This is a genomic window from Raineya sp. (assembly GCF_053497555.1).
Genome location: NZ_JBRCWE010000055.1, coordinates 1 through 11,394 on the forward strand (window position 1 = coordinate 1; position 11,394 = coordinate 11,394).

General features: G+C 38.4%; 8 protein-coding genes and 1 tRNA gene. 8 read left to right on the forward strand and 1 reads right to left on the reverse strand.

What is annotated here, in order from left to right:
• Positions 1-104: 104 nt before the first annotated feature.
• Entirely contained in the window at positions 105-1,379 is a 1,275-nt protein-coding gene (serS, locus tag ACWITO_RS07045; RefSeq protein WP_448529296.1) for a serine--tRNA ligase, read from the reverse strand.
• 213 nt (positions 1,380-1,592) lie between these two features.
• Here serS and ACWITO_RS07050 point away from each other — a divergent pair, with 213 nt between their 5' ends.
• The 8 genes from ACWITO_RS07050 (at position 1,593) to ACWITO_RS07085 (ending at position 11,278) form a co-directional block, all read left to right on the forward strand.
• Positions 1,593-2,708 (forward strand): GAF domain-containing protein, encoded by a 1,116-nt coding sequence (locus ACWITO_RS07050; RefSeq protein ID WP_448529297.1) that lies wholly within the window; start codon positions 1,593-1,595, stop codon positions 2,706-2,708.
• A 12-nt stretch (positions 2,709-2,720) separates the two neighbouring features.
• On the forward strand, positions 2,721-5,729 hold the full coding sequence (locus ACWITO_RS07055) for a toxin-antitoxin system YwqK family antitoxin (protein WP_448529298.1): 3,009 nt from the start codon (positions 2,721-2,723) through the stop codon (positions 5,727-5,729).
• 66 nt (positions 5,730-5,795) lie between these two features.
• Positions 5,796-6,992 carry a proline dehydrogenase family protein gene (locus tag ACWITO_RS07060; protein ID WP_448529299.1) on the forward strand — a complete coding sequence of 399 codons (1,197 nt, stop codon included), beginning with the start codon at positions 5,796-5,798 and terminating at the stop codon, positions 6,990-6,992.
• Between the two features lie 104 nt (positions 6,993-7,096).
• Positions 7,097-7,945, forward strand: coding sequence for a transketolase (locus ACWITO_RS07065; protein ID WP_448529300.1), 849 nt, complete (start codon positions 7,097-7,099; stop codon positions 7,943-7,945).
• Between the two features lie 78 nt (positions 7,946-8,023).
• Positions 8,024-9,679 carry a DNA repair protein RecN gene (recN, locus tag ACWITO_RS07070; protein WP_448529301.1) on the forward strand — a complete coding sequence of 552 codons (1,656 nt, stop codon included), beginning with the start codon at positions 8,024-8,026 and terminating at the stop codon, positions 9,677-9,679.
• A gap of 55 nt (positions 9,680-9,734) precedes the next feature.
• Entirely contained in the window at positions 9,735-10,226 is a 492-nt protein-coding gene (locus ACWITO_RS07075) for a hypothetical protein (RefSeq protein ID WP_448529302.1), read from the forward strand.
• Positions 10,227-10,254: 28 nt separating this feature from the next.
• Entirely contained in the window at positions 10,255-11,085 is an 831-nt protein-coding gene (locus ACWITO_RS07080; protein ID WP_448529303.1) for an MBL fold metallo-hydrolase, read from the forward strand.
• A 121-nt stretch (positions 11,086-11,206) separates the two neighbouring features.
• Positions 11,207-11,278 (forward strand) — tRNA-Glu (locus ACWITO_RS07085).
• The last annotated feature ends 116 nt before the right edge of the window (positions 11,279-11,394 follow it).

Consider the following 11,394-nt stretch of genomic DNA (forward strand, 5'->3'; position numbering starts at 1 on the left):
AATTTCTATTGTTACACTTTGATTTTTCTCTAAACAGACTTTTTAAGGGACGACTAAATAAGCGGTAAATTCGTTTAGCGAACTTATCGCTTATTTCTAATGATTTAGTCAATCATTTCAAAACCTGTGTAAGCGTGCAAAACTTTTGGGATACGGATACCTTGCGAGGTTTGGTTGTTTTCCAACATTGCCGCTACAATTCTTGGTAAAGCCAAAGCACTACCATTGAGCGTATGCAAGAGGTGAGTTTTTTTGTTTTCATCTCTAAAACGCAATTTGAGTCTATTCGCCTGATAGCTTTCAAAATTGCTCACCGAACTTACTTCTAACCATCTTTTTTGTGCCGCCGAATACACTTCCATATCATAAGTAAGAGCCGAAGTAAAACTCATATCCCCACCGCAGAGCTTTACCACTCGGTAAGGCAATTCTAATTTTTCTAAAAGCCCCTGTACGTACTCACGCATTTCTTCCAAAGCCTGATACGATTTTTCGGGGTGTTGGATTTGTACAATTTCCACCTTATCAAACTGATGCAGGCGATTCAGCCCTCTTACATCTGCCCCCCAACTGCCCGCCTCACGCCGAAAGCAAGGTGTATACCCTACATTCTTGATAGGCAAGTCTTTGATTTCTACAATTACATCTCGGTAAATATTGGTAATAGGCACTTCGGCAGTAGGAATAAGATACAATTCATCGGCATTAACGAAATACATTTGTCCGTCTTTATCAGGCAGTTGCCCTGTGCCAAAGCCCGAGTCTTTATTCACCAAAATAGGCGGTTGCACTTCGTAATAACCTGCTTTTTCAGCCTCATCAAGGAAGAAGTTTATCAAGGCACGTTGCAGTTTTGCCCCTTTACCTTTGTAAAATGGAAATCCTGCCCCTGTAACTTTATTCCCCAGCTCAAAATCAATGATGTTGTGCTTAACGATAAGTTCCCAATGAGGCAAAGCGTTTTCAGGCAAGGTGGGTATTTCGCCGTGCTGATGTACCACTACATTTTGCTCTGCTGTTTTCCCTTCGGGAACCTGCTCGCTGGGTACATTGGGAATAGTTACCAAAAGTTCGTGGAGTTTGTTTTCCAGTTCAGAGGCTTTTTCTACGAGTTTTTTGGCTTCATCGGCAAGATTTTTCGCCTGAATTTTAGTATGCTCGGCTTCTTCTTTCTTGCCTTCCTTCATCAGGATACCAATCTGTTTGGAAAGACGATTGGATTCTGCCAAAGTATCATCTTGTTCCTTTTGGGCTTGTCTTCTTTGTGCGTCAATTTCAAGCACTTGCTTTATGATATTTTCCGCGTTGGCAAAATGCTTTTTTTGTAATCCTTGAATAATTTTTTCAGGGTTCTCACGAATAGCTGAAATCTGCAACATAAGCAAAAATTTTAGTTGCAAAGCTAAAAAAAATCTACGAAAGCAATATTTTTTCTCCAAAATCTTTATTTTTGTAAGGTTCAAAAATGAAAGTTTGAAAGTTTTTTAGCTTTGAACCGCTCAAACTTTTGAACTTCCAAAACTTTGAGCCTGTATAAGCAAAATATTTTAGACAGCCTATAAAAAAATAATTAGCAAGAAACACATACACTTATGAGTTTTCGCAGTCAGTTCACTATTTTACTTCTAATTCTTTTTGTACTTGTAGGCGGCGATGTAGTATATGTAGCCCTTTACAATGAAATCAATTTATTTTTTGAAATCTCTTTGCTTATTGCCACACTCATTGTGATAGGTCTATTGGCGTATATTGTTGAACAGAAGGTTTTTGGGACTTTTAATGATATGCGTTTAATTTCTGAACAGCTATTAGCAGGAGAAGTTTTAAGTAGCGAAGATATTGAAAAAGCAATTCCCGAACAAAAACCCACTTTGCAAACTTTACAGAGGCTATCCTTAGAAATTCAGGAAGCCTTGCAATTTATCCGAAAAATTGGTGAAAAAGACTTTTCAATGCAACTGGAATATCTGAACCCGCAAGAAGGTTTGGGCAAATCGCTGATTGAAATGCGTGAGCAATTGCAGCAAATTTCAGAAGAAGAAACCAACCGAAACTGGACGGTTACGGGTATTACAAAATTTTCAGACCTATTACGCGATAACCAAAATGCCGAATTGAGTGAGATTGGGTATTTATTCATTCGGGATTTGGTAAATCACGTAGGAGCTAATCAGGGGGCAGTGTATATCATCAATAATGAAGCCAAGCCTCGTCCTGTGGTTGAGTGTGTTGCCGCCTATGCCTATTCTCGTAGAAAGTTTTTGCAAAAAACCTTTGAAATGCAAGAAGGATTGGTAGGTAGGTGTATTATGGACAACGAAGTTATTTACATTGACGATATTCCTGAAAATTACATTCAAATCACTTCGGGTTTGGGTGAAGCCTTGCCACGTTCTATTATTCTTGCCCCTATACGCGTCAATGAAATCACTTATGGGGTTGTAGAACTTGCCGCTATGAAAAAATTTGCTAAACACGAGATTGATTTTGTCAAAGAAGTAAGTGAAGACTTGGGTAGTACCGTAGCCAACGCTCAAATCAATAAACAAACTCGTGAACTTTCCGCAAAAGCCAATGAAATTCGTCAGGAACTTGAAAAAAAGGAAAAGATGCTACAAGAGTTCCAAAACAAACTAAAAGTTTTGGAAACCGACCTTCGTACCAAAAATGCCGAAATCAATGCACTGAAAAAATCTTTGAATACGTAAAAACTATTTTTTATGCCCTACAACAAAAACTACTTCGCCAATTCCTCTGTTGTTGAGTACGAAGGAGAAACCAATGATAAAGGAGAAAAAATCGGAAAATGGGTGTATTACTACCCCAACGGAAACATCAAGTCATCAGGGCATTACGATAGCGACCTCGCCGAAGGAGAATGGACTTTTTACAGCGAAAATGGCATTATTCAATCCAAAGGAGGATTTGAAAAAGGGCAATGGCACGGACCTTGGCAATGGTATGATGAAAAAGGCAATTTACGAGAAAAAGGAAGCTATCGGAACAATCTTTTGCACGGACATCATACTTGGTTTGTAAATGGCAAGATTACCACCGAAGGCGAATACCGAGAAGGAAAAAAAGCAGGTGTGTGGAAATGGTACAACAACGAGGGTATTTTGGTGAGAAAAGATGAATACCTCAACGACCAAATCCACGGAACATCAGAAATTTTTAACGATGATGGTTCGCCCAAAGAAATTGCCCACTACTATCATAACCTCAAACACGGCGAGTTTATCACCTTTCAGAAAGGTAAAAAGAAAGTACAAAAATACGAAATGGGCTTACTACTCCTTAGCGATGATAAAATGCAAAAAATTGCCGAACAGCTCAACACTCAAAAAGATTATTACAAAAAAACAGATGTGCTTATCAAAAAATTTGGCTACGAAGGTATTACGCCTGCTTTGTGGTATTTTGTAACCAAGGGCTATCTGGATATAAACAAGCACATAGACCTTTTGTACGAGCTAACCTCCTACAATGCAGAAACATTTTTTACCCCCCAAAATGTTATTAAAATTTTACAGCAAATCAACCTTGCAGAGCATAAAAACTCCTATACAGGCATTACGCCCTATTGGAACACTCATTTGGATAAAATGACTTTCTGGGCTTACCAGAATAACCCTCGTGCTTTTGATGATAGTTTTTCAACCTTTACCCATCAGGCTCAAAAAGGCTTTTGCACTTTGCTTGCACGGGCAGGAAAAGCTATTCCCGAAAATCTCAAAAAAGAAATTTTACAAGACATTGCTACCCAAGTAGCCAATTTTGGAACGCTCGGCAACACAAAAATTGGTGAAAAACAAGAGTTTCTCTATACCCTCACAGAAGGCAAAATAGATGAAATAAATATCCTAAATATAGAGGGTACTTTCAATAAGAGTTTTTACGAATTTCTTGAAAACTTTGGCTCTTATTCAGATTGGCAAAATACTTTACTTTCTGCCGCTTTGAGCCCCAAAAGTGCTAATATTCACCCCAATAGGTGTAAAGACGCCTTCCAAATTGCTAGTGTAGAGCAGTTTTGTGCTTTAATCAAGAAAATGCACTATTCGGGTTACCATACACTTTATCATTTATTCAACTGGCGTGGGTTTGGCATTGATGAGCTTGAACACTGTGCCAAAATTCTTGACGAAGGTTGGCAAAAAGGATACAGAGCCGAAATTGCCTTGGTAGTGGCTATTCTGCAACACCAAGAACAAAAAAAAGCCGTTCCCAAATGGTATGACGAATGGCTCAATTTGGATAGCTTCTATTGGGGAGAAAGCAATGGAACTATGTTTGAAGGCTTGGATTTCACCAAAAAGGCTCTTGAATATCTTGGGAAAGAGCGAAGTTCAGGAATAATTCTCAAAAAACTTGGAAATCAGTATGGTTGGGAAAAAAGTTTTGCTTTTATCAACCTTCTGGATAAAAAAGAGCAAGACGAACTGATTAGCAAACTTAGTAATATTCAAGAAAGCAACTTGTATAGCATACGTAACTTTATACAAGCCATAAGTCAGCTACATTTAGAGTATTTGGAAAGCAAACTCAAAGATTTTGCTAGCAATTCCATACCTTATCAAATTTTACAAACGAGTATTTTAGCTCATTTGGCAAACTTTGCCAAAAATCAAATCCAGTGGAGTGAAAGCTATGACACCTATCTTGATATACACCTATGGCAACCGCAATATCAAGACGATTTTGCTCATTATCTCCTTCCCTACTACAAAAAAATACTTTCTTTTTTGCCCTCGCAACGAATAGAAAAGATACTATTGCCCCAAATTGATCTACAAAAAAACACTTGGGGACGGATTTTTAGTTTGTTCAATGAAAATACGCCTCAAAGCCTTCTGCAAAAAGCCGCAGAATCGCTTGCCAAAGCCTCTGCCTCTCAAATTTCTAAAATCCGAAATTTCGTTTATTACTTCTTATTAGATTTCCGAGAGAGCGGTACAGCCTCCTATTTTGTAAAAATAGCTCTACAAAATAATGCTAAAGGCGAAATATTGCAAACCTTCCAAGAAGGATTAGGTACATACAAGTATGAAGAAATTTTGAAGCAATCGGGAAAGCAAGCCTCTACCCCTGCTACCAAATCAGAAACTATCAAGCAACTTATCGACGAATACTTTGCCGAAAAACCTGATGCCCCTACAACTCACATTTATTATTTAGAACCCCTTTACGACCAAAAACCAGACAACCATTCGCTCAATTATATTGGCGGGCAGGCTCCTATCAAAAAGGAGTTAATACCCACTTTTGAAAACAAAAAAATGCAACATATTTTTACGCTTGATGTACGTACTATGCCTTTGCTTGCACAGCGTATTCCTGAAAATACCATAGCCTTGTCTTTTTTTGTCTATAATCCCGATTACAATGAGGCTTATGAGCCTTTTAATGAACAAACCGCCATTTTATTCTTGAAAGAAGGGGATATTCAGAGAAGTAAGTCTTTGGCAGATTCTTACACTTTCCAAATTACAGCACTCAAAGTACCAACAGAAATTTTTGATTATGAGTGTAGTGATGAAGGCAGAGAAATTCGCAAAAAGGTTTATCAAGCCCCTTGTTACGTATTGGGCGAGCCAATATGGCTCCAAGATGAGCAACATCAAGGTAACTTCCTATTGCAATTTGATGAGAGTTTTGGGAACGTAAATCTTGGAGATAGTGGGCTAATGTATGTTTTTGAAGACACCGCCTTCTGGCAATGTTATTAGACTTGTGCTTTCAGTTTTTTTTACTACTTTTGCCTGATTTTTTATTGAAAAAATAAAAAGTGTATAATGGAAGTTCTCACGCAATCTGCCCCGATTTCTTTTGAAGATACTGCTACCGCTTTTGAAGCCCAAAGCAATAGACAACTTACTAAAACTTATTGGCTTTTTTGGGCAATGAACAGCAATTTTTTAGTTAAATACGGCACTTCTTTTCTGAAATTTGCCTTCAAGTATCATCTGCCTTTTGTAAAAAGTGTTGTTCGCCATACTATTTTTGAGCATTTTTGCGGGGGCGAAACTATTGAAGAATGTGAAAAAACCATTCAAGAACTTGCCAAATACCACATTGGGGCTATTTTGGATTACTCGGTAGAAGGCGAAAAAAACGAAAAAAGTTTTGATGCCACCTGCGAGGAAATTTTACATACCATAGAAAAAGCCGACCACAATCCCAATATTCCCTTTTCGGTGTTCAAGGTTACGGGAATAGCTCGTTTTGGTCTTTTAGAAAAAATTCAAGCGGGTCAGGCTCTTTCAGAACCTGAAAAAGCAGAATGGGAACGCGTACAAAAGCGTTTTGATAGCATCTGCCGAAAGGCTTATGAACTTGATGTCAATTTACTTGTAGATGGCGAAGAAACTTGGATTCAAGATGTAATTGATAAGCTCACTTACGAGGCTATGGAAAAATATAACCGCCAGCGAGCTGTCATTTACAACACTTATCAGCTTTATCGCTGGGATATGCTAAATAACCTAAAAAAAGCCTTTGCTGATGCAGAAAATAAAGGTTATTTTTTAGGTGCAAAATTGGTGCGTGGGGCTTATATGGAAAAAGAAGCCGAGCGTGCCGAAAAATTGGGCTATAAAAACCCTATTCAGCCAAGCAAAGAAAGTTGCGATAAAGATTTCAATGACGCCACTCGTTTTTGTGTGGAAAATTTAGACAAAATCGCTCTTTGTTTGGGTACGCACAACGAGTACAGCAATCTTTTGCTTACGCAACTAATGCAAGAAAAAGGCATTGCCAAAGACGATAAACGCATTTATTTTGCTCAACTCTTTGGTATGAGCGACCAAATCTCTTATGCTCTTGCCAAAGCGGGCTATAATGTAGTAAAGTACGTTCCTTACGGACCCGTAGAAGCCGTAATGCCTTATTTATTTCGCCGTGCCGCTGAAAACACCTCTATCGCAGGACAAAGCAGTCGCGAGTTTATGCTTGTGAAAAAAGAACGTGAAAGAAGAAAAAAACTCAAATAAATAAGGTCGGTAGTTGAAAAGTTTGAGGTTTGAAGTTTGAAGTTTAGAACTTCAAATTAAAGTTTTGTTCCGTGTATCTTGTTTCTAAATATACCAATCCAAATATGAAAAAATCTTTACAAGAACTTCAAAATATTGCAACGCAGGTTCGCCGAGATATTGTACGAATGGTACATTCGGCACAATCGGGACACCCAGGTGGCTCTTTGGGTTGCACCGATTTGCTCGTGGCTCTTTATTTTGAAGTAATGAATCACAAGCCACAGCCCTTTGATATGCAAGGAAAAAACCAAGATTTGTTTTTCCTTTCCAACGGACACATTTCGCCGCTATGGTATAGCGTGCTGGCTCGGAGTGGCTATTTTGAAACCACAGAATTAAAAACTTTTCGTAAAATCAACTCCCGCCTGCAAGGACACCCCGCTACCCACGAAGGTTTGCCCGGCATACGAGTAGCCTCTGGTTCTTTGGGACAAGGACTTTCGGTAGCTATCGGGGCGGCACAAGGAAAAAAACTCAATGGCGATACCAGCCTTGTGTATGTGCTTATGGGCGATGGCGAGCAACAAGAAGGACAAATCTGGGAAGCCGCTATGTATGCGGCTCATCATCAAGTAGATAACCTTATTGGCATTGTAGATTACAATGGTCAGCAGATTGATGGACCCGTAGAGCAAGTGATGTCTTTGAAAAATCTGCAAGCCAAATGGGAGGCTTTTGGCTGGAAAACCCTCACAATGAATGGCAACGATATGCAAGTCGTTTTAGAGGTTTTGGCAGAAGCTAAAAAACAAACAGGCAACAAACAACCTATTCTGATTTTAATGAAAACCGAAATGGGTTTTGGAGTAGATTTTATGATGAATTCGCACAAATGGCACGGCATTGCCCCTAACGACGAGGAACTGCAAAAAGCCCTTGCCCAATTACCAGAAACTATCGGCGATTATTAAGATAATCAAATGGCAAATTGAACATAAGCAACTGCTACAAGGTTATACTCACATCAACCATCAAATTTTTGCTTGTAAATGCTTCTTTCGCTACACATACGAAATTACGCACTCATTGAAAAATTAGATTTAGAGCCTCATAGGGCTTTCAATGTAATTACAGGCGAAACAGGAGCAGGAAAATCTATTATGCTGGGGGCTTTGGGCTTGCTTTTGGGTGGAAGAGTTGATAAAAAAGTATTACTCAACGAGAACGAAAAGTGTGTTATTGAAGCCCATTTTGATATTTCAGCCTATCATTTGCAAAATATTTTTGCTGAAAACGATTTAGACTACGAAAATACTGCTACCATTCGCCGAGAAATTTCATCTGCGGGCAAATCAAGAGCATTTATCAACGATACTCCTGTAAATTTAGAAACACTTTCGCAAATTACTTCCCAACTCATTGATATTCACTCCCAGCACGACAATTTACTACTTTCTGCCGAAAGCTATCAACGCAATATCATTGATATTTTCGCCGAAAATCTCCCACTTTTAGCCGAATATCAAGCACTTTTTCAAGATTATTTGCAAAAAAACAAATTTTATCAAAGCCTACTTACCGAAAAAAATCAGGCACAAGCAGAGCTGGACTATCATAAATTTTTACTGGAAGAACTGCTCAAAGCCGCTCTGCAAGAAGATGAACAAGAAGAATTGGAGGCTGAATTTGGTATTTTGGAAAATGCCGAAGAAATTAAAACCAAACTTGCGGAAAGCCTTTACAAACTACAAGAAAGTGAAAGTTCGGTGCTATCCAGCCTAAAAGCTATTTGCAGAGATTTTGAAAAGATGAGCGAGTTTTCAAGTATTTATGAAGAACTTGCCGAAAGATTGGAAAATACGCTTACCGAACTCAAAGATATTACCCGCGAGGTAGAAAGGCTTTTTGAACGCACCGAATACAATCCTGAAAGACTCGCTTGGGTACAAAAACGCCTTGACGAAATTGAACGCTTGCAGAAGAAGCATCGCGTAAAATCAGTTCAAGAGCTATTGCAAATTCAGCAAGATTTGCAAAACAAAGTAGAAAGAGTGCTAAATTTTGATGAAATTTTGGAAAAAGCTGAAAAAGCAATGCAAATAGCTTTGCAAAAAGCAACCGAAAAAGCCCAATTGCTTTCTGAAAAACGCAAGGCGGTAGTTAGCTCATTAGAAAACGAGCTTCAAAAATTGCTTTCTGAGCTTGGTATGCCCAATGCTCGCCTGCAAATTCAAATTTTACCTGCAGAATTATATTCGGGGGGCGGAGATAAAGTTATTTTCTTATTCAGTGCCAACAAAGGCATTGCCCCACAAGAAATCAAAAATGTAGCTTCGGGAGGTGAATTTTCAAGGCTAATGCTGGCTATTAAGTACATTTTAGCGGGCAAAACTGCTATGCCTACACTTATTTTTGATGAAATTGATACAGGTATTTCAGGCGAAATAGCCCTCAAAATGGCACTGATGATGAAAGAAATGGCAAAAAATCATCAAATCATTACCATTACGCATTTGCATCAGATTGCCGCCAAAGCCGAAAAGCATTATTTTGTTTTCAAAGAAGATACCGAAGCTCGTACCATAAGCCGAATTAAAGAACTTTCTTACGAAGAGCGTTTGCAAGAAATTGCCCAAATGATTAGCGGCATAAAAAATTCTACTTCTGCCCTACAAAGTGCCAAAGAACTTTTAGGAAGTAAATAAAAAACTATTTGCGTTTGTTGAACGTTTTTTTTCATAGATTAAAGTAAAAAAAACTATGATAGTTGATTTTGAGCAATTACCTTCATCGGCTCGTATTTGGATTTATCAGGCAAGCCAAACTCTAAACCAAGAGCAAACTTCTGCTATGCAACAAGAATGGGAACAATTTTTACAGACTTGGAAAGCTCACGAGCAAGACCTGCAAGCGGCTGTAAAGTGTTTCTACAATCGTTTTTGGGTGGTTGGTGTTGATGAAAATTTCAATGCCGCTTCGGGTTGTTCTATTGATAAGCAAGTAAATTTTGTAAAATTTTTGGAGCAAAAGTATCAAATTTCTTTGCTTGACCGCTCTCAAATTGCTTTTTTGCACCAAGAACAAATTTTTACTATACCTTTCTACGAACTTGAAAAAGCCATACAGGCAGGTAAAATTACTCCCGAAATGCAGATTTTCAATAATAGCATTACGCAAAAGCAAGATTTAGAAAAAAATTGGCTTACCAGTGTGGAAAATAGTTGGCTAAAACGTTATTTTGTGGCAGTTTAGTTTTGTAATTCAAGAAAAAACAAAAATTATGCAGTTATATGTTATAGAGGCAGGTTATTTTAAGTTAGATGGTGGAGCAATGTTTGGTGTTGTACCCAAAACGATTTGGCACAAACTTGTTCCCGCCGACGAGAAAAACCTTTGTACTTGGGCAATGCGTTGCCTTCTGATACAGAATGGGAAAAGGCTTATTCTCGTGGATACGGGAATGGGCAATAAGCAAGATGAAAAGTTTTTCAGCTACTACGAACCCACAGGCGATACTCTTTTGAGTTCTATTGAAAAGGCAGGATTTAGTGCAGAAGATATAACTGATGTTTTGCTCACACACCTACATTTTGACCACGCAGGAGGAGCTATTAAGCGTGAAGGAGAAAAACTTGTGCCCACTTTTCCGAATGCTCGCTATTGGAGTGAAAAAACACATTGGGAACTGGCAACCCTGCGTCCTAATGCAAGGGAAAAGGCTTCTTTTTTGAAAGAAAACATTTTGCCTCTGCAAGAAAGTGGTCAGTTGAGTTTCATAGAAAATGAAAGCCCTTTTGAAGGTATTGAGATTTTGAAAGTTGATGGGCATACGGATAAAATGATACTACCGCTAATCCACTACAAGGACAGAAAAATTTTGTATTGTGCCGATTTAATACCTTCTTCGGCACATATTCCTGTGCCTTATGTGATGGGGTATGATGTTCGTCCTTTGCTCACAATGCAGGAAAAAGAGCAAATTTTACCAAAGGCACTGCAAGAAAATTGGATTTTATTCTTTGAACACGATGCCAAAGTACCTGCTTGCTCCCTTACCCAAACCGAAAGAGGTATCCGAATGGGAGAAATAATTGAAGTGGAAAAAATCTAAAAATCAGTATTTTGTAAAGTATTTTTACTTTTTTTTCAAAAAAATGTAAAAAATTTTTGCAGAATTATTTGGCGGTTACAAAAAATAGTTGCAACTTTGCACCACGTTTTGAGCGAAACACGCTCCGTTCGTCTAGGGGTTAGGACGCATCCCTTTCACGGATGAAACACGGGTTCGATTCCCGTACGGAGTACATTAACTTTATTTTGTTAGCCTTCAAGCCTATTGAAGGCTTTTTTATTTGTGTAAAAAGCCTTTCTTTCATAGTCTAATACAAATAAGTTCCTTACTATTAGTTTTGCAGTAAAA

Excerpts from the sequence above, each read along its gene's own strand:
- serS (WP_448529296.1), bottom strand. The coding sequence starts at position 1,379 with ATGTTGCAGATTTCAGCTATTCGTGAGAACCCTGAAAAAATTATTCAA.
- ACWITO_RS07050 (WP_448529297.1), top strand. The coding sequence starts at position 1,593 with ATGAGTTTTCGCAGTCAGTTCACTATTTTACTTCTAATTCTTTTTGTA.
- ACWITO_RS07055 (WP_448529298.1), top strand. The coding sequence starts at position 2,721 with ATGCCCTACAACAAAAACTACTTCGCCAATTCCTCTGTTGTTGAGTAC.
- ACWITO_RS07060 (WP_448529299.1), top strand. The coding sequence starts at position 5,796 with ATGGAAGTTCTCACGCAATCTGCCCCGATTTCTTTTGAAGATACTGCT.
- ACWITO_RS07065 (WP_448529300.1), top strand. The coding sequence starts at position 7,097 with ATGAAAAAATCTTTACAAGAACTTCAAAATATTGCAACGCAGGTTCGC.
- recN (WP_448529301.1), top strand. The coding sequence starts at position 8,024 with ATGCTTCTTTCGCTACACATACGAAATTACGCACTCATTGAAAAATTA.
- ACWITO_RS07075 (WP_448529302.1), top strand. The coding sequence starts at position 9,735 with ATGATAGTTGATTTTGAGCAATTACCTTCATCGGCTCGTATTTGGATT.
- ACWITO_RS07080 (WP_448529303.1), top strand. The coding sequence starts at position 10,255 with ATGCAGTTATATGTTATAGAGGCAGGTTATTTTAAGTTAGATGGTGGA.